At 41.9% G+C, this 20,354-nt stretch carries 14 protein-coding genes and 1 tRNA gene; 3 read left to right on the top strand and 12 right to left on the bottom strand.

What is annotated here, in order from left to right; all coding sequences use genetic code 11:
• Positions 1 to 82 precede the first annotated feature (82 nt).
• From rpsA to DY200_RS02920, 6 genes are all read right to left on the bottom strand, one after another.
• Positions 83 to 1,720, bottom strand: coding sequence for a 30S ribosomal protein S1 (gene rpsA / locus DY200_RS02945; protein ID WP_115586867.1), 1,638 nt, complete (start codon positions 1,718 to 1,720; stop codon positions 83 to 85).
• A gap of 96 nt (positions 1,721 to 1,816) precedes the next feature.
• Positions 1,817 to 2,491 (bottom strand): (d)CMP kinase, encoded by a 675-nt coding sequence (cmk, locus tag DY200_RS02940; RefSeq protein ID WP_115586866.1) that lies wholly within the window; start codon positions 2,489 to 2,491, stop codon positions 1,817 to 1,819.
• Positions 2,492 to 2,520: 29 nt separating this feature from the next.
• Positions 2,521 to 3,552: an outer membrane-stress sensor serine endopeptidase DegS gene (gene degS / locus DY200_RS02935; protein ID WP_115586865.1), complete on the bottom strand. Its 1,032-nt coding sequence runs from the start codon at positions 3,550 to 3,552 to the stop codon at positions 2,521 to 2,523.
• Between the two features lie 144 nt (positions 3,553 to 3,696).
• Positions 3,697 to 3,782: transfer RNA gene (locus DY200_RS02930), tRNA-Leu, on the bottom strand.
• 18 nt (positions 3,783 to 3,800) lie between these two features.
• On the bottom strand, positions 3,801 to 4,127 hold the full coding sequence (gene secG / locus DY200_RS02925) for a preprotein translocase subunit SecG (protein WP_115586864.1): 327 nt from the start codon (positions 4,125 to 4,127) through the stop codon (positions 3,801 to 3,803).
• A gap of 128 nt (positions 4,128 to 4,255) precedes the next feature.
• A complete protein-coding gene (locus DY200_RS02920; protein WP_115587968.1) occupies positions 4,256 to 6,172 on the bottom strand; it encodes a DNA topoisomerase III in 1,917 nt (638 codons plus the stop codon).
• A 182-nt stretch (positions 6,173 to 6,354) separates the two neighbouring features.
• On the opposite strand from DY200_RS02920, the gene DY200_RS02915 reads away from it, so the two are divergent.
• On the top strand, positions 6,355 to 7,800 hold the full coding sequence (locus DY200_RS02915) for an alkaline phosphatase (protein ID WP_115586863.1): 1,446 nt from the start codon (positions 6,355 to 6,357) through the stop codon (positions 7,798 to 7,800).
• 49 nt (positions 7,801 to 7,849) lie between these two features.
• Here DY200_RS02915 and mepA read toward each other — a convergent pair whose 3' ends face one another.
• The 6 genes from mepA to seqA all read right to left on the bottom strand — a co-directional run bounded on the left by mepA (position 7,850) and on the right by seqA (position 18,537).
• On the bottom strand, positions 7,850 to 8,680 hold the full coding sequence (gene mepA, locus DY200_RS02910) for a penicillin-insensitive murein endopeptidase (RefSeq protein WP_115586862.1): 831 nt from the start codon (positions 8,678 to 8,680) through the stop codon (positions 7,850 to 7,852).
• Between the two features lie 93 nt (positions 8,681 to 8,773).
• Positions 8,774 to 9,856, bottom strand: a complete 1,083-nt coding sequence (gene aroC, locus DY200_RS02905; RefSeq protein WP_115586861.1) for a chorismate synthase — start codon at positions 9,854 to 9,856, stop codon at positions 8,774 to 8,776.
• Between the two features lie 21 nt (positions 9,857 to 9,877).
• Positions 9,878 to 13,186 (bottom strand): mechanosensitive channel MscK, encoded by a 3,309-nt coding sequence (gene mscK / locus DY200_RS02900; protein WP_115586860.1) that lies wholly within the window; start codon positions 13,184 to 13,186, stop codon positions 9,878 to 9,880.
• 17 nt (positions 13,187 to 13,203) lie between these two features.
• Positions 13,204 to 16,548 (bottom strand): mechanosensitive channel MscK, encoded by a 3,345-nt coding sequence (gene mscK, locus DY200_RS02895; protein WP_115586859.1) that lies wholly within the window; start codon positions 16,546 to 16,548, stop codon positions 13,204 to 13,206.
• On the bottom strand, positions 16,529 to 17,959 hold the full coding sequence (gene menE / locus DY200_RS02890; RefSeq protein ID WP_115586858.1) for an o-succinylbenzoate--CoA ligase: 1,431 nt from the start codon (positions 17,957 to 17,959) through the stop codon (positions 16,529 to 16,531). Before menE ends, mscK (DY200_RS02895) begins: the two co-directional genes overlap by 20 nt.
• A gap of 17 nt (positions 17,960 to 17,976) precedes the next feature.
• A complete protein-coding gene (gene seqA / locus DY200_RS02885; protein ID WP_115586857.1) occupies positions 17,977 to 18,537 on the bottom strand; it encodes a replication initiation negative regulator SeqA in 561 nt (186 codons plus the stop codon).
• Positions 18,538 to 18,660: 123 nt separating this feature from the next.
• Here seqA and DY200_RS02880 point away from each other — a divergent pair, with 123 nt between their 5' ends.
• Together DY200_RS02880 and cmoA are read left to right on the top strand one after the other, a co-directional pair.
• On the top strand, positions 18,661 to 19,446 hold the full coding sequence (locus DY200_RS02880) for an alpha/beta fold hydrolase (RefSeq protein WP_115586856.1): 786 nt from the start codon (positions 18,661 to 18,663) through the stop codon (positions 19,444 to 19,446).
• 7 nt (positions 19,447 to 19,453) lie between these two features.
• The gene (gene cmoA, locus DY200_RS02875; protein ID WP_115586855.1) at positions 19,454 to 20,179 is read left to right on the top strand and encodes a carboxy-S-adenosyl-L-methionine synthase CmoA; all 726 of its coding nucleotides are present in this window, start codon (positions 19,454 to 19,456) and stop codon (positions 20,177 to 20,179) included.
• Positions 20,180 to 20,354: the final 175 nt, after the last annotated feature.

Raw genomic sequence — 20,354 nt, 5'->3', positions numbered from 1 at the left:
AAATTAAAGCGGATATGTCTTTCCACATACCCGCTTTTAATTAGAAAGGCTCTAATTATTCGCCTTTAGCTGCTTTGAAAGCTTAAGCCATAGCGTTTGGAATTGCAACTTCTTCTTTATTCACTTGAGCGATTGCCGCTGATTCTTCAGCTTCGTCTTTCGCACGAACAGATAAGTTCACAACACGCGCTTTACGATCTACACCTGTATATTTCGCTTCGATAGTATCACCTGCAGAAATAACGGTTGTAATATCTTCAACACGGTCACGAGTTGCTTCGTTAGCACGGATAAATGCTTCCACGCCGCCTTCTAATTCAACTTTAACGCCTTTCGCATCAACTTCTACAACTTTACCAGTCAAGATTGCACCTTTTTTAGTGCTTTCTACGAAGTTAGTGAACGGATCCGATTCTAATTGTTTGATACCTAAAGAAATACGTTCTTTAACCGCATCAACTTGTAATACAACAGCTTCTACTTCGTCACCTTTTTTGTAGTTACGAACAGCTTCTTCACCTGTCGCATTCCAAGAAATGTCAGATAAGTGAACTAAACCGTCGATACCGCCTTCAAGACCGATGAAGATACCGAAATCAGTGATAGATTTGATTTTACCTGTCACTTTATCGTTTTTGTTGTGAGTTGCTGCGAAGTGTTCCCAAGGGTTTGCTTTACATTGTTTTAAACCTAATGAGATACGACGACGTTCTTCATCAACTTCAAGAACCATTACTTCAACTACGTCACCTACGCTAACCACTTTAGACGGGTGGATGTTTTTGTTTGTCCAATCCATTTCTGAAACGTGAACTAAACCTTCAACACCGTCTAAAATTTCAACGAAGCAACCGTAGTCGGTTAAGTTAGTTACTTTACCGGTTAATTTGCTGTTTACCGGGTGGTTTTGAGCGATTGCAGCCCATGGATCTTGACCTAATTGTTTTAAGCCTAATGATACACGAGTTTTCTCTTTGTCAAATTTAAGTACTTTAACAGTAACTTCTTGACCTACAGCAACCACTTCGCTTGGGTGTTTAACACGTTTCCATGCCATATCAGTGATATGTAATAAACCGTCCACACCGCCTAAATCAACGAATGCACCGTAATCCGTTAAGTTTTTAACCGTACCGGTTACAACAGAACCTTCAACTAAGTTCGCTAAAACTTCGTCACGATCTTGATTGCTTTCAGATTCGATTACCGCACGACGAGAAACAACTACGTTGTTACGTTTTTGATCGAGTTTGATAACTTTGAATTCTAATTCTTTACCTTCTAAGTTTAAAGAATCGCGAACCGGACGAGTATCAACTAATGAACCTGGTAAGAATGCACGAACACCGTTTAATTCAACAGTGAAACCACCTTTCACTTTACCATTAACAAAACCGATAACTGTAGCTTGTTCTTCGAATGCTTTTTCTAAAGCAATCCAAGCTTCGTTACGTTTTGCATCACCACGAGAAACTACTGTTTCACCGAAGCCGTCTTCAACAGCTTTAAGAACTACATCCACTTGGTCGCCGACTTGAACTTCAAGTTCGCCTTGAGCATTTGTAAATTCTTCAGCAGGAATTGATGATTCAGATTTAAAACCTGTATCAACGATTACATAGCCTTTTTGAATAGCTACTACAGTACCTTTAACCACAGAACCTAAACGAGCTTCTGCCGCAAGGAATTCTTCAAGTAGTTGAGCAAAATTTTCTGACATAATTTTCTTCTTAAATAAAAATGAACATCCATTCAACATCCTGTTTAAACGGGGTTAGTAATAATAACCGAACACATCCTATGTTCGGCGAATAAATTAAAATTTAATATATTGACTAATGTGATCCAAAGCCTGTCGAATCACTTCATCGATAGACAAGCTGGTTGAATCAAGTAGCAACGCGTCTTTAGCCGGAACCAAAGGCGCAACCGCTCGATTTCTATCTCGAAAATCACGCTCTTTAATCTCGGCTAAAATCTCGTCAAAGTTAGCATTAAATCCCTTTTCTTGCAACTGTTTTACACGTCTTTTTGCACGCTCTTCGGCACTTGCGTCCAAAAATAATTTTACTTGCGCCTCAGGGAATACCACTGTCCCCATATCTCGACCGTCCGCAATTAAACCTTTAGACGTACTGAAGTCTCGTTGGCGTTGCAATAATGCCTCTCGAACCTTAGGAAATACTGCAACTTTAGAGGCATTTTGACCCGCTTCCGCCGTACGAATTTGATCTCCGACATTTTCACCGTTTAGAATGACATTAATTTCACCGTCTTTCAGCACGAATTTTACATCCAAACGACGACCGATTTCCGCTAAAGCATCTTCATCATCCAATGCAATCCCCGCTTTAACCGCAGCTAATGCCGTAATGCGATAAATCGCTCCCGAATCTAAAAAGTCGAACCCTAATTTTTCGGCCAACGCATGGCATAAAGTACCTTTGCCCGCACCGCTTGGACCATCAACGGTAATAATAAAATGATTCATATCTTTTCCTGACTTATCAACCAATAGCATTATAGTTCCGGAAATTCGCCGATAACCACATCGGCATCAAATTCTTTTCCGTCACGTAGCACTTTTACCTGAACTTTCGCTCCGGGCTTCATATTCCCGAGCAAATCCATCATCTGTGTCGGAGATACCGCATCCACTTCTCCGACTTTTAAAATTCTGTCGTTTTCTTCAATACCCGCCTGATACGCCGGACCGTTAATCGCGACACCGGTAATTAACACGCCCTTTGCATCTTCCTCATCAAAAATTGACGAATATAGCGAACTGTTTACGCCGAAATATCCTCTTATTACGCGTCCGTCTTGAATAATCTTCGACATAATTTGAGTCGCTAAATTAATCGGTATTGCAAAATTTAACCCTTCTGCCAATTCATCACTGGTTTTGCCTAAACTGAGCGTATTAATACCGATAAGTTCTCCGGCGGAATTGACTAAAGCACCGCCGGAATTACCTCTATTGATAGAGGCATCGGTTTGGATAAAGTTCTGGCGACCTCCGTCCGTTAATGCGTTACGCCCCGTAGCGCTAATAATTCCTTGAGTAATACTTTGCCCTAAATTAAACGGGTTACCTATTGCTAAAACCACATCGCCGATTCTTACCGGTCTTTCATTATTTTGCGGTATCGTAGGAAGGTTATCCGCTTCAATTTTTAATACCGCCAGATCCGTTAACGTATCGTCACCGACTAGTTTTGCATTTGAAATACTGCCTGTTTGCAGTGCAACGATAATTTGAGCCGCATTCTGAACCACGTGCTTATTCGTGAGAATATACCCGTCGGAAGTCATAATAACGCCAGATCCCAAGTTTTTCACTTCAAAGGTTTTTCCGTCCTGACTGAATGCATGGTTATATACGTTTACTACTGCGGGAGACGCCAATTGAACGGCATCATGATAACTTTCAATATGCGTGGTTTTTCCATTTACCATAGCCGATCTGTCTTTTAGTAACGGAGAAACGAAAATGATGAGAAACGCACAAAATAAACCCAGTGCAATCGCTTGTACAATCTTCTTTACCATACTTATCTCCTTTTTATATTCTTATGCTTAAATATTATATAAGAATACCATTGCTACGAACAAGGTTAAAACCTTAAGCTTATTCCTATTTTTAAAAATTAAGTTATAAAAAAAGCCCTAATCTTACGATTAAGGCTTTATATATGGTGCTCTGGGCGAGACTCGAACTCGCACATCCTATGGACACTACCCCCTCAAGATAGCGTGTCTACCAATTCCACCACCAGAGCTTTTATACTGTTCCCAAATTATTGAGGAATATCGTTATTTGGGTTTTCTACTTTCGGTTGCTCAACTTTTTGTTGAACGCCGCTTAAATCTTCGAATTGACTTTTCGGTGCGGTTTGATGTGAATTCAAATTACCGATTAATAAACTGATACCGAAAAAGATAATTGCTAAAACCGCTGTTGTTCTTGATAAAAAGTTGGCCGAACCTGCCGAACCGAAAACGGTTCCGGAAGCACCCGCTCCAAAAGAAGCGCCGGCATCCGCACCTTTACCTTGTTGCATTAAAACAAAACCGATTAATACAACCGCAACAACGAGATAAATAATTGTTAATACGTTTAACATCTAAACTCTCTATTCTTATCCGCGTTAAATCCCAGATTTTAAAATTAAAATCAATTTGCGATGGCGTGCATCATATAGATTTAGCCTACTTCTTGCAAGTAATTTTTTTCTTGAACAATACATTTGCCTTATTTTTCAGCAGTTTGTGAATTTTTCTTAAAACTTGACCGCTTGCGATAAGAGGCAGGCGGTTGAATTCGACTTAAATTTTGCAATTTCTGTCTTTCCGTGTGCAACAGCTCCGGCAGTTTGCTCACTAACGCAGCCATAAATTGCTGATAACTCGCTTGCTTTTTACTGATGTCGGTCAATTGCATTTCCCAATGCGCTGTCATATCCGGCTGAGTCGCTTCGTCCGGTAAGGCACTAACTAGAATTCGTCCGGCTTCCGTACTGTGGATATTTCGTCCTTTTTTGATTAAAAATCCGCGTTTAAACAGCAATTCGATAATACCGGCTCGTGTTGCTTCAGTACCTAAGCCGTCCGTTTCACGCAAGACTTTTTTAAGTTGTTTATCTTGTACGAAACGAGCGATACCGGTCATCGCCGATAATAAACTTGCATCGGTAAAATGGCGAGGCGGCTGGGTTTTCTTACTGACAATTTCACCTTTTTCACAATGTAATTGCTGTCCTTTTCTTACAACCGGCAACAACGGTTCTAACACTTCATCACTGTCTTCTTTGCCTAATAATGCTTTCCAACCGGCAACAATTAAGTTTCGAGCTTGCGCGTTAAAGGTTCCTCCGGCAATTTCCAATACAATTTTACCTTTGCGATATTCCGCATCCGGACAAAATTGCATTAAGTATTGACGGGCAATCAGTTGATAAATACGCTTTTCGTTTTCAGTTAGTCGTACCAAGCCTTGGCGTGCGGTCGGAATAATAGCATGGTGCGCTTCCACCTTTTTATCATTCCAACAACGATTACGAATTTCCGGATTAACCACTTCAGGCTTTTCTTTATATTCGTCTAAGTGATGAGCGATTGCCGCCATTACCTTAAAACGGTCGGCATAATGCTCATTCGGTAAATAACGGTTATCCGAACGAGGATAAGTAATTAACTTATGCGTTTCGTATAGTTTCTGGCAAATATCTAACACAGCTTGCGCCGATAAACCGTAGCGACGAGCCGCATCAATTTGTAAAACCGATAATGAATAAGGCAGCGGTGCGGTTTCCGTTTCAATTTTATCTTGATAGTCCGTTACTAATGCTGCTTGGTCGGTAATGCGTTTAACGACATTTTCCGCCAAACTTTTAGATAATACTCGACCGTCTTCATCTTGATAATCTTCGCACGCCTTACTCGGTTGCCATTGTGCGGTAAAACGTTCTTGAGTTTCCGGCACAACGATATGCGCCAATACTTCAAAATAGTCTTTCGGCACAAAGTTTTCTATTTCCAGATCGCGGCGCACAATTAAACCTAACACGGGGGTTTGAACACGCCCCACCGACAATACCCCCTGATAGCCCGACCAACGCCCTTGTAAGGTATAAGCTCGCGTCATATTAATGCCGTATAGCCAATCGGCTCTTGCACGTGCTAAGGCAGAGGTGGCAAGCGGTATAAAATCACGATTATTTTGCAATTTATCAATCGCTTTTTTTACCGCACTCGGGTTGAGATCGCTCACCAAACAACGTTGAATCCGATTACGTTTTTCCGGCGGTACGTTCAGATAGTTGAAGACCTCATCAACTAATAGCTGCCCTTCTCGGTCCGGGTCGCCGGCGTTTACCAATACCTCCGCTTTTTTTACCAATTTTTCAACCGCTTTCAATTGCTTCAAAGTATCTTTTTTCGGTACTAATTTCCATTGTTGCGGAATAATCGGCAAATGTTCCATACGCCACATTTTAAAACGCTCGTCATAAGCATCCGGCTCAGCCTGCTCTAACAAATGACCGATACACCAAGTCACCACATCATTTTCACCGCATTGGATATAACCGTCACCACGGGTATGCGGCTTAGGCAATACGTCTGCGATTGCCCTCGCTAAACTTGGTTTTTCCGCTAAAAATACTCTCAAAATTGTTTTCTCTAATACGATTCCGTTTTTATTGGCGAAAATTGTCTGATTTTTCTTTTTAAAAAGCAATAGCGGGTCTTATATCCGCCTTTCTTACGGAAAATATTTACTGTCATAGAAATGTCATAATTAATCCATAAAATACGCCTCGACTAAATAAATAGTCAATCTAAGGAGTAATTATGAAATTATCTAAAATCGCGCTTGTTTTATTTGTAGGAGCAACCGTTCATCAAACCGCTATCGCACAATCGACCGCTACGGGCGATGCTCAAGCGAAAAACGTTATCTTATTAATTAGTGACGGTGCGGGTATCAATACTTGGAAAGCGGCAAGCTATTTCCGTCACGGCGCATTAGGCAAAGAAGTTTACGATAAATTCGATGTCAAATTATTTGCCTCTACTCACCCTCTCAATACTTCGACCAAACCGACTCATTCATTAAAGAATTCTGTAAAATTTGATCCGAAAGAGCTGTGGAATAAAGAGAAATCAAGCTATCAACATAAAGGTAATTTAAACAATTACACCAGTTATTTCGGCGGCTACGAATACGCTCAAACCAACTTTACCGACAGTGCGGCGGCGGCAACCGCCTTAGCAAGCGGACACAAAACTTATAATAATGCGATTAACTGGTCGAACGACGATACCCGCTTAAAAAACATCGGCGAATATGTCGTTGAATCCGGTCGTGCGCTCGGTGTAATTACTTCCGTGCAATGGAGCCATGCAACGCCGGCAGGCTTCCTCTCACATAACGTCAATCGCAACAATTATGCGGAAATTGCCAAAGAAGCGGTAACGTCCGGTAAAGCGTCCGTCATTATGGGAACCGGTCACCCGTACTTTGATAAAAACGGGAAAGCCGTTCAACCGAAAGACGAAAAAGATTTCCGCTATGTCGGCGGCAAAGAAACTTGGGATAACTTAGTTGCCGGTAAAACCGACTATACGCTGATTGACAGCAAAGAAGATTTTATCGCGCTTGCCGAAGGTAAATTGGATTTCAAAGGTAAAACGAAAGTTTTAGGTACCGCACAAAATAACGCTACTCTACAATTTAACCGTTCGGGTGTGAGTGCGGGAGCATTACTCGAAAATCAACCTGATTTGGCAACCATGACGTTAGGTGCATTAAATGTAGTCAGCAAAAATGATAAGGGTTTCTTCTTAATGGTTGAAGGCGGTGCGGTGGACTGGGCGGCTCACGCCAATAACCTGCCTCGTATCGTAGAAGAACAAATCGACTTTAATCTTGCGGTAGAAGCGGCAGTAAATTGGGTGGAGAAAAACAGCTCTTGGGATGAAACGTTACTTATCGTAACCACCGACCACGGCAACGGTTTCTTACAAGGCCCGCATTCTAATGAAAAACTCTATTCGGAAATCGTAAACCAAGGTGCCGGCGTACTTCCTTTAGTTCGCTGGTATTCGGACAATCACACTAGAGAATTAGTACCGGTATATGCGAAAGGTTTCGGAGCGAAACACTTCCTTGACATTGCAAAACCGGAAGCCGGCTTAGGCACTTACTATAAAGGGGCACCGGAAAGCAGATTCTATGTAGATAATACCGATATTTTCCATACTATGCTTAAAGCATTTGCGATTAAAGCGGAATAGCAATTCAAAAACTAAAAATGCACCTTAGTATTTAAGGTGCGTTTTTTTGTTAGTTCAGTCCTTGTGACGAAAGAATCATCTGACATTGAACCGGTGGTGTCGGTAACACTTTAGGTTTTGATACCGTCGAACCTGCCGGTGCCGGCTCAAACCAAGAATAAAGCTCCGCACCGCAGCCGTCGCCCGCCGGAATCGGGGCTTGATTTTCACAATTCGGTGCGTTTTGCGGACAGCTTAAACGCACGTGCATATGCGAATCGTGTCCGTACCAAGGACGTACTTTACGCAGCCAGCTTCTATCCGAACCGGCGGTATTGCATAATTTCACTTTAATCGCCGGATTCACGAAAATTCTATCCACTCGATCATCTTTCGCTGCGAGTTTGACCATCGTTGCGTGTTGTGGCGTCCATACTCTTTCATCAACCACTTGCGCATCACGATTTACCATTAAAGTGGCTAAACCCGCCGGATTCTTCGCCGTTTCGGTATCCATCGGGCCGAATCTAAACCAAATATCCGCATCTAAGCCGGTTTGGTGACTTGCGTGACCGGAAGAAAAACGACCGCCTGCCGGCATACCCATATCGCCGATTAAGATCGGAGGCAACCCTGCCGCTTTGGTATTTTTTGCCAATCGTTGTAAAAAGGATAATAAATCAGGGTGGCCGTAAAAACGGTTACGTGCCGAGCGAATGACTTGATAGCCGTCCCCTTTTAAAGCCAACGGCTGCGCACCGATAATACAACCGTTACTATATCCGCCGATAGGCTGTGCCTGTCCGGCAACCGGTGTACGAATTTGTTCCCAAAGCGTAGCGTCCGCAGCAACATTCAAACCGAGTAAACTTGATAAGAGAAGTAGTTTAAATCTTTTCATCATTACATCCTGAAAAGTAAATTAATAAAATACAAGCGGTCTTTTTTGCAGCATTTTTTGCAAAAAAGACCGCTTGTTCTAATTATAACCGACTTAACGGCATTGCGCTTTAAATCTCAGTAAATGATCCAACAAAATAATTGCCGTCATTGCTTCGGCAATCGGCACCGCTCGAATGCCGACACAAGGATCATGGCGACCTTTGGTAACCAATTCGACCGGTTCGTTATTTAGATTTACCGAGCGTCCCGGTACCATAATACTGGAAGTCGGTTTTAATGCGATATGCGCAATAATCGGCTGACCGGAACTAATGCCGCCTAAAATACCACCTGCGTGATTTGATAAAAAACCTTGCGGTGTCATTTCATCGCGATGCTCGCTACCACGCTGCTCAACCACGGCAAAACCGTCACCGATTTCGACCGCTTTGACCGCATTAATCGACATCAACGCATGCGCCAGATCCGCATCTAAGCGATCAAACACCGGCTCGCCCAACCCGACCGGTACGTTCTCGGCAACTACGGTTAATTTCGCACCGATAGAATCGCCGTCTTTTTTCAATTCACGAATCAACTCGTCAAAGCCCTCTACCGCAACCGGATCAGGGCAGAAAAACGGATTGCTCGCCACTTGTTGCCAATCGATTTTGCTGATATCCGCTACCGTTTCAGGATTAATTTTCACGTTACCGATTTGTGATAAATAACCGCGTACTTCAATGCCGAATTGCTCGCGCAAATATTTTTTTGCAATCGCACCGGCAGCAACACGCATTGCCGTTTCACGCGCTGACGAACGTCCGCCGCCGCGATAATCACGAATACCGTATTTTTGTTGATAAGTATAATCCGCATGACCCGGACGGAATTTATCCGCAATATCGCCGTAATCTTTTGAGCGTTGATCACCGTTTTTAATGATTAAACCGATACTGGTACCGGTTGTTTTACCTTCAAAGACACCGGAAAGAATTTGTACTTCGTCATCTTCTCTGCGGGGTGTGGTATAACGTGATGTCCCCGGTTTTCGGCGATCCAAATCGGGTTGAATATCCGCTTCCGAGAGCGCCATATTCGGCGGCACGCCGTCCACGATACAGCCTAATGCAATACCGTGCGACTCGCCGAATGTGGTGACTTTAAATAATTGTCCAATGCTGTTGCCTGCCATAATGCTTCCTTATTATTTATTTTATTTTGCTAAATTTTCACTCAATTTGACCGCTTTCTGAACCTCTGCCGTATGCATATTGACATCCAACTGTTTGAAAGCGAATCGAATGTGATGTTGTTTTAATAATTCGGTAATCCGATAATGCAAGAAAGTTAAAGTTTCCGAACGATCGCCCAACTCCCCGACAAACACTTCGATTTCATGTTCCAACGCATTATCGTTAAAACGTAAAATATTGATCGCCGGTTTCGGCTCGGCAACCACCTTCGGTGCCTCGCTGATCGCTTGTAAAATCAATTCTTTCGCTTTTTGCAAATCGTCTTCCAAGTGAACGTTTAAGAAAAATTGCAAACGAGTAATCGTATTATTTAACGTCCAGTTAATAAAACGATCCGTGACGAACGCCTGATTCGGTAACACCACTTCCATATTATCCGAATTGAGTAAAGTGGTTGAACGTAAGCGAATTTTGGTAATAAAGCCGGTATGTTGCCCAACCGTTACTTTGTCGCCGACTCGAATCGGACGCTCGAATAATAAAATCGAACCCGATACTACGCTGCCGAAAATTTCGCGTACCCCGAAACCCAAACCGACCGATAATGCGGTAAAGATCCATTGAATCTTGGTCCAAGAAATCCCTAATGCCGAAAATGCCGATACGCCGCCGATCGCAACAATCGTATAAATAAACATGGTGATAATGGTTTGCGGCGTTCCTTTTGAAAGCCTTACGCGAGAAAAGAGTACGACTTCTAAAATACCGGCGATATTTTTCACCAATACGTAAGTGATCACTACGTACAAGAACGCTCGCATCAGATTGAGTAAGGTAATCGACTCGACTTTCGTGCCGTCGTTACTTTCAAATAGAATCACTCCGTCCAAATAATAAGCGATACTAATCAGATCGGACCATACGATATAGAGTAAACCGAATAATACGACCCAGCCGAGTAAATCCGTCACACGAAGAATCTGCTGATTGACTACCGAGAGTTTAATCGATTCTTCTTCCTTAATATCGTCTTTATGCGTATGATCCGCTGCCTGTTCTCTGATTTTCTGGCGTTTTTCCTGTAAACGGCGGTAGGCTAAACGGCGCGCCGAAATCGTGACCGCACGATAAGCGAAATAACGCCCGAATACCCAAATTAACACCACAAAATAGCTGTTCAATAAATGAGTAATCAGATAAATCGCCGTATAGTAGTAACCTAACACGATAAGCACAATCAATAAAATCGGCGCAATAATAAGCACTAAACGCAGTAACTTAAACAGGCTGACATTTCGAATCGTACCGTCTTCCGTTTTTGCGTTTTGATATTCGGTAATTCCTCGATCCAACAAAGGACGAACGACAAAAAGGCACAGAGCAAGCGCAACAATCGACATCACTTGTCCGATAACATCGTTCGGATAACCGATCGCTTCAATTTGTGACGGAATCGAAGAAATTAACAATAAACCGATAATCCAAATCGATTGTTTAATAATACGTTGGAAAATGCGGTTACTTTGCTGCGGCATACCGAAATGACGATAGGCCAAACCGTTCGGGCGCAATAGCGATAAAACCGTTGCGAAAAACCACCAATATAAGGTTAAACGTAAGCCCCAACGCCACGCCGCAATCGGATCATTAAAAAATAAGAATGCAATCAGATTGTAAGCGGTAAAAAACATTAACGTACTTGGTAAAGCCAGTAGCAATGTCCAAAACATGGCTTCCGGCGTGTACCAATGGCTGTCGTTTTTTAAAGTATTGACATAACCGGCAATTTTAGACAAGCGGTCTTTTATCGCTTTCTTTTTCCAATTCAACAAAAATGAAATCAATAAGAAAAAAGCGGTAAATAATACCGTAGGTAACAGATTCTTACCGACATTGCTGAAACTCACGTATTTGGTCAGTTCCGCGATTTCCGAGAACGCTAATTTTGGGAAAGCTTTAATCCAATCCAAACCCATCGGGTTATTACTGTTTACCCAAAAACTTTGTTGCTGTAATTTACGCTGTAACGCCCCGCTAATTGCGCCGATTTGTTTCTGATTGTTTTCAATATTAATCGAAACGTTCAATTGGCTATTGAGCGATTTAATAATGTCGTCCAATAATTTCTGGCGTTCTTTGAGCAATTTATTCAACGCTTGATTTTCTTCATCGGTCAAAGGTTCTTCAAGCGATTGCGTCAGCGTTCGGATATATTCTTCAAGCGTATAAATTTGATCTCGTTGCTGAGAATATTCAAAAATATGCACGCGCACATTCGCAATAGACGTCGCCAACTCATTATTCAGTTTTGCCGTCGGCAACGCCTGCATTTGTTGGTTAATCACTTTAGAAAGTACAAGCGTACCTTGCAATGCGCTGATCTGTTCTTCGATATTGCGTTGAGTTTGAGTTAAACCCTCCAAAATATTTTTAGTACGCAGGTCGTCTTGAGAAAGCGTATTAAGCAATTGCGTTTGTTTGACTAAAAACTGACTTAGCTCGCGATTATGTTCCAATTCGTCTTGAATCAAGAAATTTTGGATTTCGTTTTTTACTTGTTGGTTTTCTACCTGTTGCGCTTTCTGCTCCGAAGCTTTAAGACGCTTGGCATTTAATACTTCTTGCAAAATAGCCAACTGTTTTTGCAAGACTTGCTGTTTTGCCGCCGCTTCACTGCGTTTTTCTTCATCCAGTTCGATTAATTTTTCCGCATTGGTCGTTAATAACGTATTGAATCTATTGTTAGCGTCAAGGTAATCCAACTCCGCATTCCATCTGTCTATCGCCGATTTGTTCGCTTGGTTACTCACTTTTAAGCGGGTAATTTCTTGCGTTCTGGCAAGATTTTCATCGGTAATTTTCGGATTATTAATCAATAAATTACGATTATTCGAGACGCGACCGTCCAACTCCCCCAACGTAACTTGCACCGTTTGGAGCTGTGATTGTATTTCCGCTTGTTTTCGGCTTAATTCATCAAGCGAGAGCGCATCAAATGCGCTATTTTTTAACGAATCCGTCGCATCCTTATAATCTTTAATGCGCGCTTCGATTTCCAACAGTTCTTGCGGTAATTTTTGCAACTGTTTTTCTAAAGCGTCGATATCGCTTTTTTGCTTTTTAGTTCGCTCAATAAATTGCAGAGTCGTATTTAACGTTTGCGAATCGACATTAGCAGCCGTTTCAGTTTCAAGCGTACCCGACTTAAACGCACTGATTTGATTTCTGACGCTTTCTTCGACAACCTGCTCTTGAGCGGTTTCCGCCCGAATTGAAGCGGAGCAAAAAATAAAAAATAATATTAACCACCACGCTTTGTTAAACATCATGGATAAAGCCCTGTTCCTTAATTTTTATCGTTAAATTTTTCCGTCGCCCATTTAACCTCTTCGTTAGTCGCTTGATTTTTGATAAAGACATCCAACTGGTTAAAGGAAATTTCAATATTATGCTCGGCGAATAATTGATTGATTCGTCGATTCAACTCATCCATCGTACGCATTCTATCTGAGATTTGTCCTACATGAACACGTAACTCATGATCTAAGGTACTCGCTCCGAACGTTAAGAAATATACGACCGGCGGCGGATCTTTCAATACGCTCGGGTTCTCTTCCGCCGCTTGTAGCAGCAAACGTTTCACCAATTCGAGATCCGAACCGTAAGCCACGCCGACGCTAATCACTAAACGTGTCATGGAAGAGGTCAATGCCCAGTTTACTATACGTTCGGTAATAAACGCCTTATTCGGTACAATGACCTCTTTACTATCGTTATCAATCAGTGTCGTGGCGCGAATACGAATTTTTGAAACCGTACCGTTAAACGTGCCGATAGTAATCATATCGCCGATACGTACCGGACGTTCAAATAAAATAATGATACCCGATACAAAGTTTGCAAAGATTTCCTGCATACCGAAACCTAAACCGACCGATAATGCGGTAAACAACCATTGCAATTTAGACCATGACATTCCTAAAGTAGCAAAAGCAAAGGTTGCTCCTAATACCACTAACAAATAGGTTAATAATGTCGTGACCGTATAAGGCGTACCTTGTGACAGTTTAAGATTAGAGAAGACTAAGGCCTCCAATAAACCGCTTAGGTTACGAATTAGCACATAAGTTACGAATAAAATCCCGAATGCGACCAATAAGTTCAATAAAGTAATGGATTCCATTACCACGCCTTGTGCGGTTTCGGTCGCTTGCTGCCAGAGCGTTACGCCGTTCAAATAATAAGCCACGGTAATTAAATCGGACCATACCCAATACAGTAGCGCAAATAACGCCGCCCAAAGGATCATATCGGTCAATTTCAACATTTGGTTTTTAATTTCACTAACGGCAAGCGTATCTTCCCGTAAGTCGAACGGAATATCATCTTCCGATTGAACGATCTGTTGCTCCGTATTCGTTACTTTAGCTAACGCCTGTTCTCGTTTTTCTTGCAAACGGCGAAACGCCAAACGACGCGACGCCACATTGAAGGTACGATAGAACACATTACGTAAAATAATCCAAGTAATCACCGCAAAATAGGTTGAAACCAAATGTTCAATGATGACCAACGACGTATAGTAATAACCTAAAACGATTAAAATAACCAAAGTAATCGGAGCTAAAAACAATACCGCCCGTGCAATATTCAGCAATACGTTACGCGGACTTTCCTCATCTTTCGCTACATTTTGGTAAATAGCAATCGCTTGTCTGAATCCGGGCGCAACAATAAAAATAATACTGATCAGTACGATGACGGTAAATACTTGCCCGATAACATCGTAGGCAATCCCCATTTCCGTTATGTGACTGAATACCGCCGTATTTAACATTAAGCCGATAACCCATACCGAGCGTTTCAGAATATCTCGGAAAACCGCATTACTTTTTTGCGGCATATTAAAGTGACGGAATCCGATACCGTTCGGGCGCAACATCGCCACCATAAAGGCGAAATACAGCCAATAACCGGACATTTTTAAGCCCCAAGGCCAAACCTCCGTCAGGTCTTGGAAACAAATATAGGTCACTAAAATAAATACCATCAAGAAAATGAAGGTACTCGGCAAACAAAGTATCACCGTCCAAAAAATCGCCGCCGGCGTATTCCATTGACTGTCCGTGGCTACGGTACGCATACTGTTATTGATTTTAGTCAGACGTTGCTTAATTCGCTCTTTTTGGCGAGAAATCAGTAATACGCCTAATGCAAGTAACAGCTCCAGAACAGCCGCCGGCACAAGATTGTCTTTCCAATTGGAAAAATCAAACTTTTTGGCTAAGTCTTTTAATTGAAAACTCGCTAACGGTAGAAAATTTTCAAACCAGTCCAAATCAATCGGGCTATTACTTTTTACCCAGAAACTTTGTTGTTCCAGTTTTTTCTGCAGGGAATCACTGATTGTTTGTACTTGTTGCTGATTTAATTCGATATTGATAGACAAATTCAACTGATTATTCAATGACTTAATCAGTTCGGCTAAAATTTTGGCCCGCTCGGTCAGAATACTTTTTAACTGTTCTTTTTCTTTGTCCGTAAATGTGCTTTTTTCGTCTTTCTCTAATTTAGCGATATATATCGCCGGTTCGGATACGCTATCTTTAAATTCGGTAATATCAAATACTCGTACGCGTAAATCGGCAATTTGTTTCGATAACCCTTTGATCATTTGATCTTGCGGCAAAGATTGTTTCTGTTTATTAATAATACGAGATAGCACCAGCGTACCTTGTAAGGCACTAATCTGTTCTTCGATATTACGCTGCGTTTGCTGAAGATTATCCAGCACGCTTTTAATTCGTAAATTATCTTGCGAGAGTTGTGTTAATTGCGTTGTCTGTTTTAATAACTCTTCACTGATACGCGTATTAAAATTCAATTCTTTTACAATTAACGGATTTGTGTCCGAGTTTGCATTTTTCTGTTGAGATTCCGCCGCTTGTTCAACTTTATTTTTAGACTCTTCGACCAATTTGGTATTAATCGCATTCTGCAGATTGCTTAATTCGGATTGTAAATTTTGCTGCGCTAATTTTTTCTCATCCAATTGGCTGTTATAAAGCGCAGTAAGGTTGTCACTACCGCGTAATAGCGATTGGCTATAGCTATTTTGTAGATCCAACAGTACAAGTTCTGTTTCCAGCTTGATTTTTTCCGCACCTGAAATATTGACGTTACCCAGCAATGTCGCAATTTCTTGTTTACGTGTCGCATTGCTCGTCAATGTCGTTTGCGCTTTATCCGGTGCGGAGTTTTGTGTCACTAACTTCGCATTGATTGTCGTTAGTTCTTGCTGAACGGATTCACCGGCAACTTGAACGTCCGCCAACTCTTTTTGTAATTCCGCCATCGAACGCTTAGCCAACGTTTCCAATGTCGGCAGGTTCGTATTTTTTAGTTTGTTTACATTCGCCTGACTCGCTTTTAACGAGGCTTGCGCTTGTTCGATTTCTTTATCTAACGCTTCATTATCCGCTTTCTGTTTGGTAATTTGAGTTAATAGAGTTTGCGTGTCCTCAAGATGCTGAATAAGCGCCTTATTACCTTCATTTTGTTCGCCTTTTTTAGCGGCATCGATTTGTGCTTTCAGATCTTTTTCGGTCGGCAGTTCTGCCGCCCAAAGATGATTACCGCTTAATACGAACATTAAGCCGAGTAAGAACGGGTTAAACAGACGCTTTATCATTATGATTTCCTAGTAATTGATGTAATACGGATTGTAAGTTTGCACGAGAGATTTTTATACCGCCTTGCGGCTGAGATTGCATAAGTTCAAGCGGATAATAGGCGATCGGTTGTTTAAATTTTTCCAGCTTATCGCTAAGCCAAGCGATTAAATTTTCACGGTTTTTTGCAAAATCGGGCTGAATAAATTGTAAAACCGCAACCGGTCTTTGTCCGAATTCCGCATCTTCTACCGGTAAGACGAATACCTGACTGACCAAACCGGATTGATAGATCACTTTTTCGACGTCTTCCGGCTGAATATTTTCGCCGCCGGAAATAAACATATTATCCAAGCGACCTTTAACCACTAATTTACCGGCGGCATTCCACTCGCCTCGGTCTTTAGTTTGCAACCAACCTTCTTGGTTCACAAGCGGTCGAATTTCACCGTTTTTTTGCAATGCGCCTAAGGCTAAACCGCTACCTTTGACCCAAATTTCATTTTCAACCAGTTTAACTTCTCGCCCTTTAAGGGGATAGCCGACATTATCCAATTCGTTTTCCACCGCACAAATGGTTGATGCCATTTCCGTCATACCATAACCGCAATAGCTTACAATACCCTGCTGTTGAGCTTCTGCCACTAACTCTGCAGGAATCGCACTTCCGCCAAGTAAAAATCGCTTACTGATTTTTCCCTGATCTTGCGTTCTTTGTTGTAAATAACGTCGTAGCTGCGTCGGTACCAGTGAGGCGTGCGATACTTTATCCAAACAAGTAAAGAAATGATCTTTTTGCTCATTAACCACTAACGTAGCACCTTGAGCCAACCAACGCCAGACGATTCCCTGCCCCGAAACATGAAAGAGAGGTAGGCTTAACAACCAAGAATCATGCTTAGTAAATCGCATTAATTCACACACGCCCTCGGCATTATCCAAATGATTTTGCATACTATGCACTATCGCTTTAGGTAAACCCGATGATCCCGAAGTAAGCGTGAGCGTCGCCGGTGCCGAAAAAGCGATTTGAGGTAAAACCGAAGCGGTCGTTTTTAATGAAAAATTTGCAAAATGATGATCGGTAATAAGTATCTTGATACCGTATTCCGCCAAAACGGTTTGTCGCTGCGACTCCGTTAATGACGGATTAAGCATTAAAATGCGCGCGCCTACTGCGATAGCGACTAAATAACATAATAATCCGACTAAACGGTGCGACCCCGAATAAGCGACTAATGCGTTTTGCCGTACGCCTTGTTGTTGCAGGAAAGTGACAAGTTGTGCAATGAGTAACTGTAACTGTTGCCAGTTTAGCCGAGCGGGAAGTTCAGGAAATAATAAACTATTCCCTTTTTCCCAGATAATAGCCGGTTGTTGTGCAAAATGTTGCGCCCAATAGGCGGTCGGAAAAAGGGAAAAATTTACCATAAGCAGATAGAAATTAATTAAGCAAAAATCGTGCGAACACGTTCAATGATATGTTGAGGAAGTTCCATTGATTCCATTACGCCGGTAAGAATCAAGCCCTTACGAGCGGTATTATTATTGGTGACTACCCAAAACGGCGAATCCGGAATTTGTTTCGCTTTTACGCTACTACCGTGACTTAATAAAGCTTCCTCACTTTTAGAAAAATAGGTGCGCTCCGTGCCGGTCACCACTTCCGTCGCCTGTTCAAAACCTTGTGCATTTGCATGGTGCAATGCAGAAAGCAACATTAAAAAACGTGCGACATTTTTGCTTTCGTTTATAAAGGCATCGGATTTCAATACTTTTTCAACTTTTTGTACCGCTTTTTCAATCAGATCTTCTTTTTTAGCTTTTGCTTTCGGCTTTGCCAGTTCTTTCAGTTCATCAATCGTATTTTGCTGAACCAATACAAAAGGCTGTGGCGATGAAGGTAAACGCAACAAACGACGTAAAATATCCGACGCACTTTCACCAATTGCTTGGGTTCTGCTGGCAATGTAATGATATAATTCATCATCGACTTCGATCGTTTTCATCTTAACCTCTTGATATTTTTGTTTTGATTTACTTGATTAGAAAAAAATTCTAGGCATTATAATACAGATTCAAGATCTTTTTACAGGATCTTAACCAAACATTTGAATAAAAAATAACAACTTATGACAGAAAATACTTATCTTAATTATCAATTCCAACCGGCAACCGAAAAAACCGATGCACAAACCATGGTTTTCCTACACGGATTATTCGGCGATATGAATAATTTGGGCATTATTGCCCGCCAATTTAGTGAGCAATTTAATATCTTACGCGTGGATCTACGCAATCACGGGCAATCTTTTCATTCCGATGAAATGAATTACCCATTAATAGCACAAGACCTACAAGTATTGTTACAGCATTTAGGTTTGGAAAACAATATTGTGATCGGTCATTCAATGGGCGGCAAAACCGCAATGACGTTAGCAAATATCGCTCCCGATCTCATCGAAAAATTGGTCGTAATTGATATTGCGCCGACCGCCACCCCGACCCATCGACATAACGATAATTTTGCCGGCTTATTCGCCGTTAAAGCCGCTCGACCGGCAACGCGCCAACAAGCGAAAACCGTGCTAGCGCAATATGTGAAAGACGAAGGCGAACAACAATTTATGTTAAAAGCATTCGATCCGCAAAAACCGGATTATTTCCGTTTCAATTTAACAGCGATCAAAGCAAACTATGAAAATCTGATGGGCTGGAACGAGGTCTTTTTTGATAAACCGACTTTATTTATTAAAGGCGGTGCATCCGACTATATTCAAGCGAAAGACACGGAAACGATTCTGAAGCAATTTCCACAGGCGAAATCGTTTGTCGTCGCGAATGCGCAACACTGGGTACACGCGGAAAAACCGGAAACGGTCGCTCGCGCCATTCAAAAATTTTTAGACAAGGAATAATAACATTATGAATAAAGATACGATTTTTTCCGCACCGATTGAGAAACTCGGTGACTTTACCTTTGACGAATCGGTTGCCGAAGTGTTTCCCGATATGATCCAACGCTCCGTGCCGGGCTACTCGAATATCATTACCGCAATCGGTATGTTGGCGCAACGTTTCGTAACCGAAGGATCACAAGTTTACGATTTGGGCTGTTCGCGCGGTGCGGGGATTTTATCGATTCGCCGTAATCTGCAAACCAATCAAGTAAAAATTATCGGCGTAGATAATTCACAACCGATGGTGGAACGCTGCCGCTCGCATATCAACGCTTATCACTCTGACGTACCGGTCGAGATCCTTTGTGACGATATTCGCCATATCGAGATCAAAAACGCTTCAATGGTAGTATTAAACTTTACATTGCAATTCTTACCGCGTGCGGATCGTCTTGAATTGCTGACGAAAATTTATCATGGCTTAAATCCGAACGGTATTTTAGTATTGTCCGAAAAATTCACTTTTACCAATCAGGCAATGAATGAGTTACTTATCGACTTACACCATACTTTTAAACGAGCCAACGGTTACAGTGAACTTGAAGTCAGCCAAAAACGTACCGCTCTCGAAAACGTGATGCTGACCGATAGCATTGAAACCCATAAAGATCGCTTAAAACAAGCCGGTTTTTCCCAAATCGAACTGTGGTTCCAATGTTTTAATTTCGGCTCGATGATTGCAGTTAAATAAATAAGCGGTCAAATTTGCGAAAAACTTTGCAAAAAACTGCTCGGATCAGACCGCTTGCTTACCCTGAAACCTTAGGAAATTTGCGCAAGCGGTCGTTTTTTCGGTATAATTCGCAAAATTCGTAGGGGCGTATCGCATACGCCCTTTATTTTAGAAGTAAGCGTGAAATACGCTT

Source organism: Actinobacillus lignieresii (assembly GCF_900444945.1).
Lineage (GTDB): Bacteria > Pseudomonadota > Gammaproteobacteria > Enterobacterales > Pasteurellaceae > Actinobacillus > Actinobacillus lignieresii.
Note: the sequence above shows the minus strand (reverse complement) of the source record. Positions and strands in the feature narration are given on the sequence as shown.